This is a genomic window from Planococcus beijingensis (genome assembly GCF_016820615.1).
GTDB classification, from domain to species: domain Bacteria; phylum Bacillota; class Bacilli; order Bacillales_A; family Planococcaceae; genus Planococcus; species Planococcus notacanthi.
This window is the reverse complement of record NZ_JADHDZ010000001.1, coordinates 683830-702207: the sequence shown is the minus strand read 5'-3', so window position 1 is coordinate 702207 and position 18378 is coordinate 683830. Positions and strand designations below refer to the sequence as shown.

Sequence of the window (18378 nt, the reverse complement as noted above, 5' to 3'; positions counted from 1 at the left end):
CATTATACCTTGTCCATCCAGTATGGTACAATTTTCTTACAAACCACTAGAGGAGGCATATAAATGACTACTGGAAAGGTAGAAGATTTATCCATTTACAGCAAGGAACTTCAAGAAGACATGCAATTGCTTGTCTACCTTCCTTCCAATTTTTCACCCTTGTACAAATACACATTGGTCATCGCTTCAGATGGCAAGGATTATTTTCAATTAGGGCGGATTCCGCGTGTCGTAGATGAGTTATTGGCGAATCAGGAAATCGAAAATATCATCGTGGTCGGCGTTCCTTATAAGAGCGTGTCCGACCGCAATAAAAAATACGAACCGACCGGTGAACAGCATGGTGCATACGTGCGCTTTTTAGCACATGAACTGGTGCCTTTCCTGGATGAAAAATACCCGACCTATCAAGTCGGCATGGGCCGTGCATTGATTGGGGATTCGCTGGCTGCAACAGTATCGCTGATGGCAGCTTTGAAATACCCGAATATATTCGGCCGCGTCATTCTGCAGTCGCCAAAAGTCGGCGAAGACATGCTGAAAACAGTCGAAGCCTTTAATTCAGCCAATTCTTTCACCGTTTACCACGTCATCGGAAAAGAAGAAACAGCAGTCAAACTGAGCAATGGCGGAACAGAAGATTTTGTTGAACCTAACCGGAAATTAAATAATTTAATGAAAAATAAAGGGTTTTCGATCTTTTATGAAGAATTTGATGGAGACCATACTTGGAAGCATTGGCAGCCAGATTTGCGGCGTGCATTGATTCAGAACTTCGGTATGTAGAAGCTGATGAGGCGCCAGGACTAACTGGCGGCATTCAGAGAAATGGTCATTACAGACAAGGAGGTCATTAGGATGAAATATGGAGTAGCAGCTTTTCCTTCAAAAAAATTGCAGGATATCGCAAACTCATACAGAAAACGCTATGATCCGCATTATGAACTGATCACCCCTCACATGACATTAAAAGATCCATTTGAGGCGGACGCATCAAAAATAAAAGATGTTGCGGCAGAAATGCAGAACATCGCAAAACGCCATAAACCGTTTAAATTGCACGCGACGCGTGTCAGCACGTTTTCTCCAGTCACCAATACTTTGTATTTCAAAGTGGAACCGAATGCTGATATCTCAGCGTTGCATGAAGACTTACATTCCGATTTCTTTGGCGGTATGCCGAAGCATTCTTTCGTGCCGCATGTTACGATTGGACAGAAATTGTCTGATACCGAACATGCCGATGTTTTCGCCCAATTGAAGATGGCAGGCATCGACCACGAAGAAATTATTGACCGCATTCATTTACTTTATCAATTGGAAGATGGTTCATGGACGGTCTACGAGACATTCCGATTAACTGGAGATGATCAATAAGTGCTGAAAGTAAAAATAACCGAAAACCAATTGGAAAAAGAACAGGCCTTTGATATCCGCAGAAAAGTTTTTGTGGAAGAGCAGAAAGTTCCGGTTCATCTTGAAATGGATGAATACGATGACAGTGCCATTCATTTTGTCGGCTATCAGCTTGAACAGCCGATTGCTGCCGGACGGATGCGGGAAGTAGAAGCTGGCCTCGGCAAAGTCGAACGGGTATGTGTTCTCCCCGAGTACCGTGGACAGCATATCGGTGTCATGATGATGAACGAGATGGAAGAGTATGCACGGACAAACGGGATTTTCAGACTTAAATTGAATGCCCAGACCCACGCTATCTCCTTTTATGAAAATATCGGCTATGAAGTGACATCAGAAGAATTCATGGATGCGGGAATCCCTCACAAATCGATGGAAAAAGTCGTTAACTGATGGTTTTGCAGACATGAAAAAACAGGACGACCGCTAATCTGGTCGCCCTGTTTTTTTGTGTTCTTTAAAGGATATGGTATCCGCTGTCTACATGGATGGTTTCTCCTGTAATCCCGCGAGACATGTCGCTGAAGAGGAATGCTGCTGTATCGCCCACTTCTTCCGGTGTAGTGTTGCGGCGCAGTGGCGCTTTTTCTTCGATTTCATGCAAAATCGAATTGAAATCACTGACTCCTTTAGAAGAAAGTGTACGAATCGGACCTGAAGAAATCGCATTGACACGAATGCCATGACGCCCTAGATCTGCTGCTAAATAACGCACAGACATTTCAAGAGAAGCTTTTGCAACGCCCATGACATTGTAATTCGGCATAACGCGCTCGCCGCCGATGTATGTCAAAGCTACAATGCTTCCGCCTTCAGCCATCAATGGCTTGGCGTTTTTGGCAATATTGGTCAATGAGTATGCACTGATGTTTTGAGCCAGCAAGAATCCGTCTCTTGACGTATCCGAAAAATCTCCTGCCAGTTCCTCGTTCTTCGCGAAAGCGATGCAATGCGCAAGTCCATGGATGGTGCCTACCTGTTCTTTAATGGCCGTAAAGCATTCTGCTACAGCTTCGTCATTTGTCACGTCACATGGCAAAATCAGTTCGTGGTTGCCATCCAACGTAGCCACCAAATCACGCACAGATTTTTCAAAGCGCTCACCTGCATAAGTGAAAATCAGGTTAGCTCCCGATTGATCCAACGAACGTGCGATTCCCCAAGCGATGCTCCGCTTGTTGGCTACTCCCATAATGACAAAAGTCTTTCCTTCTAATGATATTGACATGTCCATTCCTCCTGCATCTGTTATTATTACCTGGTACTAATAATACATCACAAAAAAGAAAAGTGCAATTCGCACTTTTCTAGAGGCTGCCCAGGAACGTTGTCGCTAAACCTAAATAAATCAAAATGGAAATGATGTCATTTAAAGTAGTGATAAAGGGTCCTGAAGCGACAGCCGGATCAATCTTCATCCGGTGAATCAATAATGGAATGAACGAACCTGCAAGAGTCGCCACAAAAATAGAGCTGGAAACAGCGGTTCCGACCAATACACCGATCAGCAATTCACCTTTCCAGAAGTACACTAAGCCTACCACTACGATGCCACAGACCACGCCTGTAATCAGACCTGTGCCGGCTTCCCGGAACAACAGCTTGATCTTGCTTTCTTCTTCGATGTCTCCTGTCGCAATCCCCCGCACTGCTACGGCCAAAGCTTGAGTTCCGCTGTTTCCTGCCATTCCCGCAATAAGCGGAATAAAGACAGCAAGCAATGCTACCTGATCCAATGTCGCTTCGAACATGCCCATGAGGTTGGCCGTCAACATTCCAAGGAACGTCAATAAAATCAACCAAGGCAGCCGTTTTTTAGCCGCGGTAAAGGATCCTTTGTCAAACGTGTCCATATCCGAGACAGCGGCCAGTTTGGAGTAGTCATCTGATGCTTCTTCTTCCAGCACGTCAATGATGTCATCGACAGTGATGATGCCGAGCAGGTGATGTTGATAATCGACAACCGGCAAAGCCAGGAAATCGTAATCTTTAATCATCCGTGCCACTTCTTCCTGGTCTTCGCTGACCGAAACACTGACGACCCGGTCATTCATGATGGAGCTGATCAAGGTATCTTCTTCCGCCAGAATCAAATCACGCAAGGTCACGATGCCTGAAAGTTTTTGATCATCATCTACCACAAACACATAATAGATGGTTTCCGCATTCGGAGCGGCATTGCGAAGAATGTTCATCGCGGAACGGACAGTGGAGTTTTTCGGGATAGCCACAAACTCCGTCGTCATAATGGAACCTGCAGTATATTCCTCATAATGCAGCAAGTCTTTAATTTGCTGCGCCGAGTCTTTGTCCATAATCGTCAAGTAACTGGCGACTTGTTCTTTATTCAATTCGTTTAAGACATCGACCGCGTCATCCGTGTACATATAGGACAAGAGATCAGCGGCGTAACTGGCATCCATCTCGCGGAACAAATCTTCGTAATCATCATCGTCCACTTCGATTGCTTCAAAGAGATCTGCCATCTCTTTAGGAGAGAGATACTGATACAGCACTTGCCTAGTGGCGGAATCCGCCTTTTCATAAAAACTTGCCTGGTCGTATGGATGGTGCGATAAAAACTCATCACGGAATTCTTTAACATCTCCGCGGATAAGCAATTCATTGAACAATGCATCGTTCATTTCCTCATCACGTATAACTTTTTCTTCCATCATGTATACTCCCTCCTTTCGAGGATTGTGTCTGCTTGCTATAGTAGTCTATACGCTTCACTATAGAACTGTATAGTAAATTTTTCATTAAAGAGGTGGTTTACTTGAAATACGATATCATCGGTGACATCCATGGCTGCTACCAAGAACTATTGCAGCTCGTCGAACGCTTAGGTTACCAGAAACAGGGCGATGTATTCACCCATCCTGAAAACAGAAAGCTGGCGTTTGTCGGTGATGCGATGGACCGTGGACCAGAGTCGTTGAATGTCCTGCGCCTACTGTTCGCCATGCAGGATGAAGGCATCCTTTACTATTCCCCTGGAAATCATTGCAATAAACTTTTCCGTTTTTTCAAAGGGCATAATGTTCAGCTTGCCCATGGACTGGAAATGACTGTCGCCGAATGGGAACAGTTGCCCAAACAGGAAAGGCAGCAGTTCCGGAAACGCTATATTCATTTCTATGAGCAGCTTCCTCATTATCAGCAGCTTGAAGATGATTTGATTGTCGCCCACGCTGGTTTAAAGGCTGAAATGATCGGCAAGCCGCTGAGCAAAGGCATCGCGGTTTTTGTGCTATACGGTGACATTACAGGCAGATTCCATGCCGATGGCCGCCCTGTCCGGCGCGACTGGGCTAAAACATACAAAGGAACGAAGTGGGTGGTCTATGGCCATACGCCGACCGCTGAACCTTATTTCATCAACCGGACCGTTAATATCGATACCGGCTGTGTGTTTGGCGGCGCTTTAACAGCTTTCCGTTATCCCGAAAAAGAAATCGTCTCCGTTCCTTCTCAGCAGCCCTACCAACCCGACCGTTTTCACATCTACAATTAAACCAATGCCTGCATGTCTCTATTCAACGAAGAACTGAAAAACAATTTTTCTCCGGAAACCGGATGGATCAATTCCAATTCCGTACAGTGAAGCGCCTGGCGGTCCAACCGTTCCCTTTTGCCGCCGTACAAATCATCTCCAACTAAAGGGTGGCCGATATGGGCTAAATGCACACGGATCTGATGAGTCCTTCCTGTATTCAACTGGAGACTGATATGCGAATAATCCCGAATCCTTTTAAGCACCCGTACTTCGGTTTCCGCAAATTGCCCGTCTTCACGGACTTCCCGTTCAATGATGCTTGTATTTTTCCGTCCAATCGGAGCCGTTATTGTAAATTCGTCCTTTTCCACCAGACCATGAACCAAGGCCTCATACCGCCGCTTCATCTTTTTCTCCTGCTGTTGCATGGAGATCATGTGATGGATGTGGCGGTTTTTCGCAATACAGACGAGGCCGGACGTATCCCGGTCCAGACGTGTGGCAATGTGCAAGGTCGAAGGGATTCCGTTGTCATTAAAGTGCTTGGCTACAATATTGGCCAGGCTTCCAAAAGGATGCTCTCGGGAAGGAATCGTATTCTGCAAAGGCGGTTTCTCGACAATCAGCAAAGCATCATCCTCGTAGACAATATCCAGGTTCCCGTCTTCTGCCAGCAGGCCCTTGCCGTGTTCTTCGTTCGGAAAAATAACGGTCACTGCATCGCCTTTTTTAAGGGGATGCCTGACCGTTACCTCTGCACCATTCACTAAAATTTGTCCGCCGCCGTACTTGACGGAAGCCAACGTTCGTTTTGAGATGCCCCATTCTCCCAATGCTTCACGCAACAGGCTTTGGTTTTCAGCAGTATACGTCAGTTGAAAAGGTCTCATGGCGTTCAATCTGAAAGCTCGCTGTCAATGAATGAGTCGTGGACACGCTGCCAGAACGGGAATGAACGGAATCTGGCAAAACGGACTTTTTCGCTGGCCACTTTGTATTCGATTGATTTTACATCTTTGTGAAGCAATTGCAGATGGTCAACTGTCACCATGAAATCCGGCGCCTTGACCGGGCGCAACGCACATCTGTGATGCGCAGGCAAAACCAATGGTGAACCGACTGTGCGGAAAACCCGGTTATTGATGGAGGCCATCTCCGTCAATTGCATCGCCTGCAAGGACGGATGGATGATCGCCCCGCCAAGCGCTTTGTTGTAGGCAGTACTGCCAGAAGGCGTCGACATGCACAGGCCGTCTCCTCTGAAACGTTCAAAATGGCTTTCATTCAAAAAGACATCCATCACCAATGTGACATCCGGAGATTTTACAGTCGACTCGTTCAACGCCAGATAAACAGCCGGTTCATCGAGGTTCTGATAGTGGATGCTAACCTCAAGCAATGGATATTCGATCACTTCATAATCTTTTTTAGCAATTGATAAAACCAATTTTTCGATTTCAATCGGCTTCCAGTCGGCATAAAAACCAAGATGGCCCGTATGTATCCCGACAAAAGCTACATCCGCCAGTTTCTCACTGTATTTATGGAAGGCGTGAAGAAGCGTACCGTCTCCGCCAATCGACAAGACAACATCCGGTGCCTCTTCGTTCCATTCCATCCCAAAATCCTCCAGGTAATTCTTTGCAGTGGCCATCAATTCATTGGATAATTTGTCCGTTCTCGATATAATGTAAAATTTCATCGTTCTGATCGACCTCCTTCTCTGTCGGTTCGGAAATGGGTTCCGGGCGATTCCTTAAATTCAGTAAAATAAGCTTGGGCTTCCTGAATTTCATCCCGGATCTGCGACATTTCCTCGTCCAATTGGAACGCGGCTTCCGCCGCTCGCTGCAAGCGGTTCTTGATTTCTTCCGGAAAAACACCTTTATACTTGTAATTCAAGGAATGCTCAATCGAGGCCCAAAAATTCATCGCTAAAGTACGTATCTGGATTTCCGCCAAAATCAGTTGTTCACCATCAATGGTCTGGACCGGGTATTCCACGATGACATGGTAAGAGCGGTAACCGCTTTGCTTTTCATTGGAAATATAATCTTTTTCTTCAACGAAGCGCAGATCCTTGCGTTGCCTGAGCAGGCTGACTACCGTTTCGATGTCTCCGACAAACTGGCACATCATCCGGATTCCGGCAATGTCCTGCAACTGGTGGGCCAATTGTTCAGAAGGCTCGAACGGGATGCCTTTTTCCAGTGTCTTGTCATAGATACTCGCTAGAGGCTTGACTCGGCCTGTAACAAACTCGATTGGTGAATTTGTATTGCCATTTTCAAATTGGCTGCGCATTCCTTTAAATTTTACTTTTAATTCATCTACGGCTTGTTTATACGGTGCTAAAAATCGATTCCATTGACCCATTTCCGGTCCTCCTCACTTCTCTCTAAGATCTTGAAGCAAGTGCCTCATGAAATGCCTGTTCAACAGCGATGCGGAACGCTTCACCATAATTGTCATTGCCTTCTATATTCTCCACCAGCATCCATAGTTCGTCGTGGAAATTAGCCAAAGGCATAACTTGCTTGCCCCATGTTAAAAGGGGGACGTTTTTAAGCTGGAGCGCTTTGGTCAACGCCGGCCATGTATGTATATCAAATTGAACGTATATATAGTCAGTACCCGTATCCAACAAGTAGACAAACGCCTGGTTGTCGGAATCTGTCAGCATTTGGCCAGAAGCTTCAATTGCTTCGACAGGTTCTGTTTCTTCAATAATGAATTCTATTTCATTGTCGGTAATTTCAGTCCTAGATACAGCTACTAATTTATGCAAATTCATACATCCTCTCTGGCTTCCTGATAATGATATTTTAACACAGCTCTGCCATTCGTTGCAGTTTGCGCTAAACTATCCGATAATGAAGTTACTAGAGAGGTGCATCTTATGACAAAAGAACTTGAAATCGAATTTAAAAACATGCTCACTAAAGAAGAATACATGCGTTTACTGAAGGATTTTTCTGCTTTCCACAACGGGCCTAAAACCCAGCACAACCATTATTTTGACACGCCCGACTTTCAATTGAAGCACAAGCTCGGCGCTCTTCGCATCCGCAATAAACAGGGGCGCTTCGAATGTACGTTAAAGATTCCGGCGCCAGTCGGACATTACGAAATCACTGATAAATTGACCAGAGAACAAGCGCGCCGCATGCTGGAATTAAAGACTTTTGAAGCACCTGAAGTTTCGCTTGCCCTGCAGGAGCTCGATATTCCATTGGCGCAATTAGAATCGATCGGCACATTGACCACTCATCGTGCAGAATTCGACTATCTGGATGGGCTCCTGGTGATTGACCATTCCGAGTACAACGGCCATGAAGATTTTGAATTGGAATTCGAAGTAGCTGATGCTGAAAATGGCCAAAAACGCTTCTTGGATTTCCTGCAGCAGCAAGACATTCCACAGCGCCCGGCCGATAAAAAAATCGCCCGTTTCATGAATTCTGCTTCTATCCGTTCTGTTGACAATTAAATTTTATTGCCTAATTTTTCCCAACTGTTCAATCGATTTGTTTGAGATATTTGTGCTGCGTTGTTAGAATGAGTTTACAGCTAAAGCAAAGGAGACACGATGATGACTGGAAAACCGATTATTCCGTACGAAGAGATTGGTGCGGAAACATTATCACAGTTAGTCGATGCATTTTATGCTCGCGTAGCGGCACATCCAAAGCTGCAGCCTATTTTTCCAGATGACCTTTCCGAGACCGCCCGTAAACAAAAACAATTCTTAACCCAATACTTAGGTGGACCGAATTTGTATTCAGAAGAACATGGGCATCCGAGACTAAAAGCAAGACATCATCCATTCGCAATAACGCCTGCTAGAGCTCAGGCTTGGCTTGAGTGCATGAGTGAAGCAATGGACGAGGTGGGATTGAGCGGAAAATTCCGTGAAACCTTATACAATCGACTTGTTTTAACTGCACATCACATGATCAATGAGTCTGACAGTGAGGAGGAGTTGGAGTGAGCAATTTAGATTTGGTGCAGGAAATTCGTGAACCTGCGAATTCTTTCAAACCAATGGAGTTGTATGTTTTCGTAGACCCCTTGAACCCAGAATGTTGGAAGCTCCAAGCAGTTATACGGAAACTCCAGATCGAATACGGCCATTACTTTTCTATGCGTATTGTATTGAGTACACAGCTGCTCAATTTAAATAAAGGAACACTTTCATCAAACATCGACACGAACAACTTAACCCATCCTGTTTTGCCGTCTGTTGCGATTAAAGCAGCAGAGCTTCAGGGAAAACGTTCTGGAAACCGATTCCTGCACAAATTGCAGGAGCACTTGTTCCTTCAATCAAAAGATGTTTCTTCATACAATGTTTTACTGGAAATTGCGGAAGAAGCAGAATTGGATCAAGAAGAGTTCAAATTGGACTTCCACTCTGTACATACCGCAAAAGCTTTCCAATGCGACTTACAGATTACACGTGAAATGGAAATCAACGAAGTGCCAAGCATCGTATTTTTCAATGAATGCATTGAAGATGAGGGTGTTAAAGTATCCGGACTTTATTCATACGATGTCTATCAGACAATTTTGCAAGAGATGATGGGTGAAGAAAGCTTAAATCGTCAGTCCCCGCCACCCTTGGATGATCTTTTTACTAAATACTCGACAATGGCCACTAGAGAAATTGCTTCTATTTATAATATTTCCGAACAAACAGCCGAATGCGAACTCAAAAAACAAGTGCTCCAACAAAAACTGGAACGCATCTGCATGGCAAAAGAAACCATATGGAAAGTAAAATAGCCTGCTTCCCCTTTTGGGGGAGACAGGCTATTTTTTATCGGGATGACTTTGAGAAGTATTTATTCTGCAATAGAAAGTATGTGAGTTGAAACGGAAAGTATTCTGCATTTATTGGAAAGTATTTGGGTTGAATTAGAAAGTAAGTGAATTAAATCGAGAGTCTGCCCAATAAAGATGCGAAAAAAAGCGAAAGGCGCCTTCCACGTCCGGAAGGCGCCTTTCTATATTACACAAAGGGGATGGGAGAAATGTTCACGCTCAAACAAAGGGGTGTATGTTTGTATGTGATTTATTTCACAACCTAATCTTAGCATGGCATAATAGTTAATGCAATAATTCACAAAGACTTTCACAAATTTGTCATAAACGAGCTGTGTATTATCCAATATCTGTTTGAACTTAATTATTGTGTAATAACAAATAGAAAAGAGAAACTAACTAGTATCGTTAGTTTCTCTTCCTTCTTATTTATTCAACAATAGTTTCTCAAGCTCATTAAGTTTTTGTTCGAACACTTTGCAGGCTTCTTCAACAGCTTTTGATTGTGTCATATCGACACCAGCTTTTTTCAGCACTTCAATCGGATAATCCGAGCTGCCGGCTTTCAGGAATTCATTGATATAGCGGTCAACAGCGGGTTGTCCTTCTTCTAGGATTCCTTTGCTCAAGGCAGTTGCAGCACTGAAGCCTGTCGCGTATTGGAACACATAGTAATTATAGTAGAAATGCGGGATTCTCGCCCACTCCAAACCGATTTCTTCATCGACTGCTACATCCGGTCCGAAATATTTCTGATTCAGTTCATAATAAACTTCTGTCAGGCGGTCTGCAGTCAGCGCTTCGCCATCTTGATCCATTTTGTGCATCATGTGCTCGAATTCAGCAAACATGGTTTGGCGGAACACCGTCCCACGGAATCCATCTAACCAGTGGTTCAGCAGATAGATGCGTTCCTGGTCATCTTCAGTGGCGTTGACCATGTATTCATTCAAAAGGGCTTCGTTGGTGGTAGAAGCCACTTCTGCCACGAAGATTGAATAATCACCATAAATATACGGCTGGTTCGCGCGCGTATAATAACTGTGGACACTATGGCCGAACTCATGCGCCAACGTGAACAGGTTATCAACATTGTCCTGCCAGTTCATCAGGATATAAGGGTTTGTTCCATAAGCACCGGAAGAGTAAGCTCCACTGCGCTTGCCTTTGTTTTCTTTGACGTCCACCCAGCGATTGTCGATGCCTTCTTTGACGATGCCTACATATTCTTCTCCAAGTGCTTCAAGTCCTTTAAGCATGATGCCAGTGGCTTTTTCGTATGGAATCTCCATCTTCACTTCTTTGACCAATGGTGTATGCATATCCCACATATGAACCTTGTCGATGCCGAGCACTTCTTTGCGAAGGGCGGCGTAACGGTGCAAGAGGTGAAGGTTATTATTGATAGTCTCCACCAGATTGTCGTAAACCGCTTCTGGAATATGGTCATCAGCTAAAGCTGCCTGGCGAGCCGATTCGAATTTACGGATCCGCGCATTGACGTTATCACGTTTGATATTGCCGGATAAAGTAGAAGCGAACGTGTTGCGGAATTTGCCATATGTCGCATAAACGGCTTTAAATGCATCTTCCCGTACACGGCGGTCTTTGCTTTCAAGGAAGCGAATATAGTTGCCATGTGTAATCTGCACTTTTTCGCCTGATTCATCTTCAATTTCCGGGAATTCAAGATCTGCATTGTTCAGCATGCCGAACGTTTCGGAAGAAGCACGGCTTACTTCAGACATTTGGGCAAGCAGGGATTCCTGCTCTGCCGGCAAGACATGAGGACGCAAGGAATTTAATTCTTCGAGTGCTTGTTTGTATAAGCGCAAGCCTTCATGGCTGTCAATATAGTCATTTAAAACAGATTCCTCTAAAGCCAAAATTTCCGGTGTTAGGAAGGACAAGCCCGCTGATACTTTCGCAAACAAAGACTTTACGCGGCTATCCAACGCCTGATATTTTGAATTGGTGGTGTCTTGGTCATAGCGCATATGGGAATACGTGTAAAGGCGTCTTAAACGTTCAGTCAACTCATCTTTATAGACCAGCACCTCATAGAGTGCTTCCGCACTTTCCTGCAATCTCCCTTGATAGGATTCGGCTTTATCTCCAAGAGCTGCAACTTCTACAAACTCTTTTTCCCACAGCTCATCGGTTTCAAATATATCTTCCAATCTCCACGTCAGTTCTGCTGGTACTTCTTCTCTTGCCAATACTTTCTCAACCATTTAATTTCCTCCTCTGTCCCACTCTTTCGGGAATCGAACTACACCTTATTTTCTCAATTTTCATAAGGTTTTGCAATAGTTATGGTAGACGATATCCAAAAGACTGTTATCAGTCAAGGCACTTCCTCCAAAAGACAGGTAACAGGAAAGGTAATCTTCCAAAACTGCTGCTGCCTGTCCTTCTTGCGTACCGGCACTCAATGTCAATTTGCCCGAACGGATCAAGTCACGTAGGGGAATCTTTTTTTCCTGTGCAGCAAGGGCATGCAATTGCCACAACACTACAGGATCTTTGAAACACTGGGCGCCTTGGACTGGGATGCCGATGAACTCTGGTACATTTGCCATATCCATTCGCAACTCGTAGCAAAGACGGCAATAAACGTTTCTAATCCGATTTTCAGCGTACAGCTGATTTCGGATATAGCGCTTTTTTTCGGCCTTAAAAATTTCCATCACTGTTTTGAACTCCGCTTTCGACAGTGGCTTCGGAACTGCAAATGGAAAGACCTGCATAGCAGCTGAAATCGACTTCGTTTTTCCTACCCACCGATTTGAACTGATGAACAATAAATTGGAGTGATAATAAAATCGATTAGCCGGAGGGAAAAACAAAAGAATGAAAGGAAGCGCTCCCCTTTTCTGCTGCATAGCAATTTCGTGGGATTTCAATCGCAACAAGCCGATTCCTTCATTGCAGGGCTCTCTTAAGCCTTTAATCCAGATGTCCTTGATGTCTAATCGTCGATAGCCTTGCGAGCGCTGCTGGAGGTCCTCAGGTGATATGGTGCTGCATTGGAACTCAATGGCATGTTGTCCATCTACCAGAAGATCTGCACGCTGCCGGATTTCAGGCAAGTAGTTTTCCAGATTGACTTTAAAGTTCCGCTGTTTGAAGAATTGATGGAGAAGGAGTTTTCCTTGAAGGTGTAAAGAAGATTCAGGTTCGCTGTAATGGTCGCAGCCTGAAAGAGTCCGATGGGCAAAATGAGGGATGTTGATTACGCCAATTTTTAAAAGCAATGGAGCTTGGCAGGATGGGCAAAAGAATCGACGCTGGGTACGAATGTACTGAAGTTCATGCCTATCGTGTTGTCCGGTCAAATAAAACAATTCCTGTTGTTCTGTTTTAGCCACTAATATATCAATCACTCTCCTTTTTTCCATTCTATGGAATCCAGCCTATTTTGGCAATAAAAAAAGACCTCCTGTAAAGGAGGTCTTAGCCAAAGTAATGCAGTACATTTGAGAGCGCGTCTTCTTTGAAGATGGGCTTACCGTATTCTTCAAGTCGGTGAACTGTAACAGGTGATATGCGCAAATACTCTGTGATGATGCTGACATTGTTTTTGATATCTTCTTCAGAATGAAGAATTTCATCAAAACTTGTGTAAAGGTAGTATTTGTTCTCAAAGTGATAGACCGCAGATTCAATCGGCACATACATCAAGCGCCGTGCAATCGGCAATAGTTCTTCCACTTCGGAGAAGACAAATGTATATTCAAGTTTCTTAATATCGGGTTCATCGAAAACCGGTTCGAATTCATCAAATTCGGGAGTCACCGCATCTTCACTTGCAAACATTTTGCGGCGTTCCTCTATGTCATCAGGCAAATCAAGCTTTTGCCCATCTTTAGTCAATTGAGCGCGTGTTACTGTGACTTCAAGTCCTTTATCCATCGCTTGGACTTGGATCCACAGAGGGCCTTCCATTACGAAATCGGCTTCTTCATTCACTTCATCCATCATTTCCCAAAAAAGTTCTTCGCTCTTATCTCTGTTAAACCAGATTTCGTCACGGCTAAACCCTCGCTCTTCAACGTCGAGATAGGAAATGTAAAATTTAACTGTGTTGTCGTTAATGCGTTCTATTTCCATTTTACACCTCTCCTTTACGGTTTGGACTAAGAGAACCTTCCTCCGAGCCGTGCTTGTGTTGCTTCTAATAAGTATAACTTCTTTTGCAGGCAAAGAAAAAGTTTATGCCTATCTTCCAAAGACAAGTTACAAGTACATAGAGTTTAAATCACTTAACTGATTTATGCAACTAATTAAAATAAAGAAAAGCTGCCCCAGGATCTATTATGAAATACCATAAAGACCGGACAGCTGATGTGCTTATTGTTAGTTTACCATTCGCTGAGCTTCAAGCAGTTGATAAGCTCTGACTTTACGCGGTAGGAATCGACGGATTTCATCTTCGTTATAGCCGACTTGCAGACGCTTTTCATCCATGATGATCGGACGGCGCAGCAATCCTGGATGTTCCTGGATTAATTCATATAAACGCTGAAGCGGTAAACTTTCAACATCTACATTCAATTTTTGGAATATTTTAGAACGGGTTGAGATGATTTCATCTGTACCGTCTTCAGTCATACGTAAGATTTCTTTGATTTCGCTGATTGTCAAAGGTTCAGAAAAAATGTTGCGTTCTGTATATGGAATGTCGTGTTCCTCAAGCCAAGCTTTTGCTTTTCTGCAAGATGTGCAGCTCGGGGACGTGAATAATGTAACCATCATAATGGAGCACTTCCTTTCGGATTCATGAAAATATAGTGTGGTTCATTTTTCAAATTAGAATCATTATAGTTTAGAGGCTCTACATTCATTATACAATGTATGGGATGAATTTAATAGTGTATTTCAGTAAAAAAATTAAATTTCAAGCTTTTTGTCACATATTCGCTATACATTCTTTATACTTGTAAGCTTATATATTTAAATTTACCCCATTTTCTTTTGTCGTAAACTTCCAAACTAAAATTTTTTATTCTCAGTTACAGCTTCTTTTTGAAAATCGATTCTAGTATATATTACGTTTCAAACTGAAAATAGTTCCATCTAATTTATGATTGCTGCAAGATATTTTTATTTCCTTAGCCAAACACCCTATTCACAATCCCACGAATCTGCTTAAGGCGTATAATCTACACCTTTGGAATAGCTATTCCCCGCATTCCAAAGAAGGAATTCTTCGATTCCATTATCATTCAGCGCCTTGATCTGAGCTTCCACTTCTGATTTTCCATAACGCAGATAATTGCCTGACCCAAGGTAGCTGGCGGTGAAATCCTGGAGCCATGGCCTTGAAACTGGTGGGTTATCCAAGGCACCCAATACTTGATTTTCCACCTTGGCATATTCTGCAACCAGATTATAGGGTTCGAGATCCGGTTTGGCAATCCCAAAATAAGAAGTCCAGTGGCTCGGATAAATCATCGATGAGATGACATCGACATTTTCAGAAATCTTGGAAAAATTTTGGCCGATGCCGGGAGCTTCCGGCAGTGTTGCCGCATAGCCGAAAATATCAACCGATACATCCACTTCATACGGTTCTAATTGTTCTTTTGCATAAGCAACAAAATCCGTTACAGCCTCTACTCGCCTTTGTATCGGATCAGCATCAGAATTTGCATAATCCCCGAGCGAATAGCTGAGATCGTCGGCACGATGTTCAAATCCTTCCGGAAAACGGACATAGTCGAATTGAATTTCCTTAAACCCAAGCTTAGCGGCTTCAATAGCAATTTGGACATTGTAGTCCCACACTTCTTTCAAGAATGGATTGACGAATGATTCTCCGCGATTATTTTTCCAGACCTGTTCCCCATCCATAAATGTCAGCTCAGGCCGCTGTTCCGCCAGTACGCTATCTTTGAATACCACCACGCGAGCAATAGGATAGATTTCTTTTTCTTCCAGCTGCTCCAGCATAGCTCTTGGGTTTTTAATCAAAGGCTGGCCCAATCCAAGTTCCGCCAGTGCTGAGCCGTCTTCCGGTATGTATGTCAAATGGCCAAAATCTTCTTTGATATCGATGACCATGGCATTCAATTCTGTTTGCTCCACCAGTTCAACCAGTGATCCAAACCGCTCCCCGCCTGCAGAATGAGCTGTTACAAAAATTCCCCGAACGGCATCCGGATAGGCAAATTCGAGGCCTGAATCAAATTTAAACAACTGGGAAGCTGCCAAAACACTCGAATCAAGTTCTATTGTATTGTATGTACGCGGTGTAAAATCCGGTGTTTCGCTTTCTTCAGCTGCATAAACGTTGCCAACACTTGCCAATAAAACGCCTGCTGTAAGAATTACTGCTGTCTTCAATGATTTCGCCATCTTCTTGCACCCCTTATTCCACTTTTACGCCAAGTTATTTATGCTTGCTTACCGACCTTCTAATTTGATCAATCGCCTAAATCGGCTCTTAAGCCCAGAGCCCTCCTTATATGAATAAACTTTAATATCCAGTGTTCTTCCATTCTAACATTTATCTGACTAATTGAAATAAGAAATCATCCGCCTGGATGCAGCTTTTGATAACTCTTTCACTATGCCAGCCAATAGATTGTTCCCACAAAAAAAAAAAACGATGCCCATTAGGACATCGTTTTGCTGTTACTTCGACGCTGATGCTGATTTAATCGATTCGAATTCACGTTCTGAGCATTGAACAAAATGGCCAGGACTGATTTCTCTCATACGCACGTCATCAGCTTCTGTGTATTTATGGATGGCCGGATCGTAGGACTTGCGGATCCGGTTGCGTTCATAGTTCGGGTCAGGCAATGGAATAGCTGACAACAGCGATTGCGTATAAGGATGCAACGGATTATTGTACAACTCCTCTGCAGGAGCCAACTCCACCAATTTTCCGAAATACATGACACCGATGCGATCGGAAATGTACTTGACCATCGATAAATCGTGGGCAATAAACAGGAACGTCAACCCTTTTTCCTGTTGAAGTTCTTTCAATAAGTTGACGACCTGAGCTTGGATGGATACATCCAATGCAGAGATCGGCTCATCCGCAATGATGAAATCCGGATCTACTGCCAAAGCACGGGCTATGCCAAGACGCTGGCGCTGTCCACCCGAGAATTCATGCGGGTAACGGTTAGCGTGCTCTTTGTTCAAACCAACAGTTTCCAACAAATCGTAAACCATTTTTTTCCGTTCAGTCGAGTTTTTCGCCAAACCATGGATATCGATGCCTTCAGCAATGATATCCATAACTTTCATACGCTGATTTAACGAAGCATATGGATCCTGGAAAATCATCTGCATTTTACGGTTGAATTTCTTCAAGTCCTGCTTGGACTTTTTACCATGGACATTCTCACCTTCATAGAAGACATCCCCATCTGTTGCATCATATAAACGGATGATGGAACGGCCAGTCGTCGATTTCCCACAACCTGACTCTCCAACCAATCCGAGGGTCTCACCTTTGTAAATATCAAAGCTGATGTCATCTACTGCGCGGACTTCATTGGCTTTGCCGATGTTGAAATATTGTTTCAGGTTTTTGATTTCCAGTAATTTTTCAGCCATTACACCGCGCCCCCTTCATAATATCTGCTTCCTGGGAATTTCTTCATTCGTTCAATGACAGTTAAAGGCGGTTCTACCTGCGGCGCATCCGGATGCAACAACCAAGTGGCAGCTGAATGCGTATCGCTGACTTTAAAGAAAGGAGGGTTTTGCTCCATATCAATTTTCAGAGCGTATTCGCTGCGAAGCGCGAAAGCATCTCCTTTTGGCGGATCCAATAAATCAGGTGGCGTTCCTGGGATTGCATACAACTTGGCATCCTCCGTGTCCAATGAAGGCATGGAGCTCAATAAGCCCCATGTATATGGATGCTGCGGGTTATAGAAGATTTCATCGACTGTACCGATTTCGACGATTTTCCCGCCGTACATAACCGCCACACGATCAGCTACGTTCGCCACAACTCCAAGGTCATGGGTAATGAAAATGATTGATGTATCGATTTTCTTCTGCAGATCTTTCATCAATTCCAGAATCTGCGCCTGGATTGTCACATCAAGTGCTGTTGTCGGCTCATCCGCAATCAGGATCTTCGGATTGCAGGCGAGTGAGATGGCGATAACAATGCGCTGGCGCTGTCCACCTGAGAATTGGTGCGGATATTGCTTCATCCGCAATTCAGGTTTCGGCATACCGACCATGCGCAATAAATCGATCGCTACTTTTTTTGCTTCATTTTTGCTGATCTTTTGATGCTTCAGCAAAGGTTCTGTCAGCTGCCGGCCGATTGGCATTGTCGGATTCAAGGAAGTCATTGGATCCTGAAAAATCATCGAAATTTCTTTTCCACGGATTTTTTGCATTTCTTTATCGCTCAACTTCGTCAAATCACGGCCGCCAAATAGAATTTCGCCATTTTTGAACTCAGCGGAACTTTCAGGCAGCAAACGCATAATCGATTTCGTCGTTACAGATTTGCCTGAACCCGACTCCCCTACGATTGCCAACGTTTCACCTTTATTTAGATCAAAGTTAACCCCGCGTATCGCTTTAACTTCCCCGCCTTGGGTGTTAAAGGAAAGCTCAAGGTTTTTCACTTGTAAAATTTTCTCCATTTTAAA

20 protein-coding genes are annotated in these 18378 nt (G+C 43.9%); 7 read left to right on the top strand and 13 right to left on the bottom strand.

Annotation, left to right across the window (positions count from 1 at the left end):
* Positions 1-63: 63 nt before the first annotated feature.
* From IRE19_RS03245 to IRE19_RS03235, 3 genes are all read left to right on the top strand, one after another.
* Complete coding sequence (locus IRE19_RS03245) at positions 64-786, top strand: alpha/beta hydrolase (RefSeq protein WP_203339321.1); 723 nt, start codon at positions 64-66, stop codon at positions 784-786.
* A gap of 72 nt (positions 787-858) precedes the next feature.
* Entirely contained in the window at positions 859-1377 is a 519-nt protein-coding gene (locus IRE19_RS03240; RefSeq protein WP_203339320.1) for a YjcG family protein, read from the top strand.
* Positions 1378-1809, top strand: coding sequence for a GNAT family N-acetyltransferase (locus tag IRE19_RS03235; RefSeq protein ID WP_191713887.1), 432 nt, complete (start codon positions 1378-1380; stop codon positions 1807-1809). It begins immediately after the preceding gene.
* 64 nt (positions 1810-1873) lie between these two features.
* Here IRE19_RS03235 and fabI read toward each other — a convergent pair whose 3' ends face one another.
* Both fabI and mgtE read right to left on the bottom strand, forming a co-directional pair.
* Complete coding sequence (fabI, locus tag IRE19_RS03230; RefSeq protein ID WP_191713886.1) at positions 1874-2644, bottom strand: enoyl-ACP reductase FabI; 771 nt, start codon at positions 2642-2644, stop codon at positions 1874-1876.
* A 79-nt stretch (positions 2645-2723) separates the two neighbouring features.
* Entirely contained in the window at positions 2724-4094 is a 1371-nt protein-coding gene (gene mgtE / locus IRE19_RS03225; RefSeq protein ID WP_203339319.1) for a magnesium transporter, read from the bottom strand.
* A 101-nt stretch (positions 4095-4195) separates the two neighbouring features.
* Between mgtE and prpE the strand changes: the two genes are divergently transcribed.
* On the top strand, positions 4196-4933 hold the full coding sequence (prpE, locus tag IRE19_RS03220; protein WP_203339318.1) for a bis(5'-nucleosyl)-tetraphosphatase PrpE: 738 nt from the start codon (positions 4196-4198) through the stop codon (positions 4931-4933).
* Here the strand turns inward: prpE and IRE19_RS03215 are convergent.
* Genes IRE19_RS03215 through IRE19_RS03200 form a run of 4 tightly spaced genes read right to left on the bottom strand, consistent with a single transcriptional unit; the run spans position 4930 to position 7709 of the window.
* Complete coding sequence (locus IRE19_RS03215) at positions 4930-5805, bottom strand: RluA family pseudouridine synthase (RefSeq protein ID WP_203339699.1); 876 nt, start codon at positions 5803-5805, stop codon at positions 4930-4932. The genes prpE and IRE19_RS03215 overlap by 4 nt on opposite strands.
* 5 nt (positions 5806-5810) lie before the next feature.
* On the bottom strand, positions 5811-6617 hold the full coding sequence (locus tag IRE19_RS03210) for an NAD kinase (RefSeq protein ID WP_191713883.1): 807 nt from the start codon (positions 6615-6617) through the stop codon (positions 5811-5813).
* Positions 6614-7291 (bottom strand): GTP diphosphokinase, encoded by a 678-nt coding sequence (gene yjbM, locus IRE19_RS03205; protein ID WP_203339317.1) that lies wholly within the window; start codon positions 7289-7291, stop codon positions 6614-6616. The genes IRE19_RS03210 and yjbM overlap by 4 nt, the downstream gene beginning before the upstream one ends.
* Positions 7292-7313: 22 nt before the next feature.
* Positions 7314-7709 (bottom strand): UPF0738 family protein, encoded by a 396-nt coding sequence (locus IRE19_RS03200; RefSeq protein WP_238943043.1) that lies wholly within the window; start codon positions 7707-7709, stop codon positions 7314-7316.
* 105 nt (positions 7710-7814) lie between these two features.
* Between IRE19_RS03200 and IRE19_RS03195 the strand changes: the two genes are divergently transcribed.
* From IRE19_RS03195 to IRE19_RS03185, 3 genes are all read left to right on the top strand, one after another.
* The gene (locus tag IRE19_RS03195; RefSeq protein WP_203339315.1) at positions 7815-8405 is read left to right on the top strand and encodes a CYTH domain-containing protein; all 591 of its coding nucleotides are present in this window, start codon (positions 7815-7817) and stop codon (positions 8403-8405) included.
* Between the two features lie 102 nt (positions 8406-8507).
* Entirely contained in the window at positions 8508-8906 is a 399-nt protein-coding gene (locus tag IRE19_RS03190) for a globin domain-containing protein (RefSeq protein WP_203339698.1), read from the top strand.
* Positions 8903-9700: a DsbA family protein gene (locus IRE19_RS03185; RefSeq protein ID WP_203339314.1), complete on the top strand. Its 798-nt coding sequence runs from the start codon at positions 8903-8905 to the stop codon at positions 9698-9700. Before IRE19_RS03190 ends, IRE19_RS03185 begins: the two co-directional genes overlap by 4 nt.
* A gap of 464 nt (positions 9701-10164) precedes the next feature.
* Here IRE19_RS03185 and pepF read toward each other — a convergent pair whose 3' ends face one another.
* The 7 genes from pepF to IRE19_RS03150 form a co-directional block, all read right to left on the bottom strand.
* Positions 10165-11973, bottom strand: a complete 1809-nt coding sequence (pepF, locus tag IRE19_RS03180) for an oligoendopeptidase F (RefSeq protein ID WP_203339313.1) — start codon at positions 11971-11973, stop codon at positions 10165-10167.
* Positions 11974-12033: 60 nt separating this feature from the next.
* Positions 12034-13140 (bottom strand): competence protein CoiA, encoded by a 1107-nt coding sequence (locus tag IRE19_RS03175; RefSeq protein WP_238943042.1) that lies wholly within the window; start codon positions 13138-13140, stop codon positions 12034-12036.
* A 55-nt stretch (positions 13141-13195) separates the two neighbouring features.
* Positions 13196-13852: an adaptor protein MecA gene (mecA, locus tag IRE19_RS03170; RefSeq protein ID WP_191713877.1), complete on the bottom strand. Its 657-nt coding sequence runs from the start codon at positions 13850-13852 to the stop codon at positions 13196-13198.
* Between the two features lie 246 nt (positions 13853-14098).
* The gene (spxA, locus tag IRE19_RS03165) at positions 14099-14494 is read right to left on the bottom strand and encodes a transcriptional regulator SpxA (protein ID WP_008429739.1); all 396 of its coding nucleotides are present in this window, start codon (positions 14492-14494) and stop codon (positions 14099-14101) included.
* A 396-nt stretch (positions 14495-14890) separates the two neighbouring features.
* Positions 14891-16099: a putative glycoside hydrolase gene (locus tag IRE19_RS03160; RefSeq protein ID WP_203339312.1), complete on the bottom strand. Its 1209-nt coding sequence runs from the start codon at positions 16097-16099 to the stop codon at positions 14891-14893.
* 279 nt (positions 16100-16378) lie between these two features.
* The gene (locus tag IRE19_RS03155; protein WP_203339311.1) at positions 16379-17317 is read right to left on the bottom strand and encodes an ABC transporter ATP-binding protein; all 939 of its coding nucleotides are present in this window, start codon (positions 17315-17317) and stop codon (positions 16379-16381) included.
* On the bottom strand, positions 17317-18372 hold the full coding sequence (locus IRE19_RS03150) for an ABC transporter ATP-binding protein (RefSeq protein ID WP_191713874.1): 1056 nt from the start codon (positions 18370-18372) through the stop codon (positions 17317-17319). The genes IRE19_RS03155 and IRE19_RS03150 overlap by 1 nt, the downstream gene beginning before the upstream one ends.
* Positions 18373-18378: the final 6 nt, after the last annotated feature.